This window comes from Chelativorans petroleitrophicus (assembly GCF_025398195.1).
Classification (GTDB): domain Bacteria; phylum Pseudomonadota; class Alphaproteobacteria; order Rhizobiales; family Rhizobiaceae; genus Chelativorans; species Chelativorans petroleitrophicus.
The window spans coordinates 1-500 of sequence record NZ_JAODNV010000070.1 but is presented as its reverse complement, the minus strand read 5'-3'; the positions used below and the strand labels follow the sequence as shown (position 1 = coordinate 500).

At 57.8% G+C, this 500-nt stretch carries 1 protein-coding gene; it reads right to left on the bottom strand.

Annotated features, from left to right (window positions below):
* Nucleotides 1-24: 24 nt before the first annotated feature.
* A partial coding sequence (locus NYR54_RS19165) for a hypothetical protein (RefSeq protein WP_261517291.1) occupies nucleotides 25-500 on the bottom strand: 476 nt, incomplete at its 5' end.

Genomic DNA, 500 nt, shown 5'->3' with positions numbered 1-500 from the left:
ATCTCCGCCACCGTCGTCCCGTCCTCACCCTGCTTGATGATGAACGCCTTCTGCGCGTCCGTGAACTGCGATGCCTTCATCGCTTCCGCTCCTCTCCCAGCCAGGAAATGGCGCGGAAAACTCTAACCCGATTCGAGGGCATTTAAGGGAGGCAGACCACAACGTGAACAGGGCTAGCTTATAAGCGCGGACAATCGGGAGCAGGTCACTCCAATTCTGCGCCAAGACGGTCATTTGGAGCTGCCGCGGGACAAATTGCGCGCCACGGCCGAAGAAATAGGCCGGCAGATCGCGGGCCTGCGCATCTTGCGCGATACGCTTCGCCATGTTGCCAATTGCAAGGCACCCAGCCGCCTGGAATGCCCGGAGTTCCGCAAGCTCCTGAAGTCTGCGTTCAAAGTGGCTCCCGGGGAACATAGTCATTTGGACTCCTCGAATTACCTCGCGTTTTCGGCTGAGATTTGATTCCATCTGGGAGCTGATTTGCATGGAGATGGTGG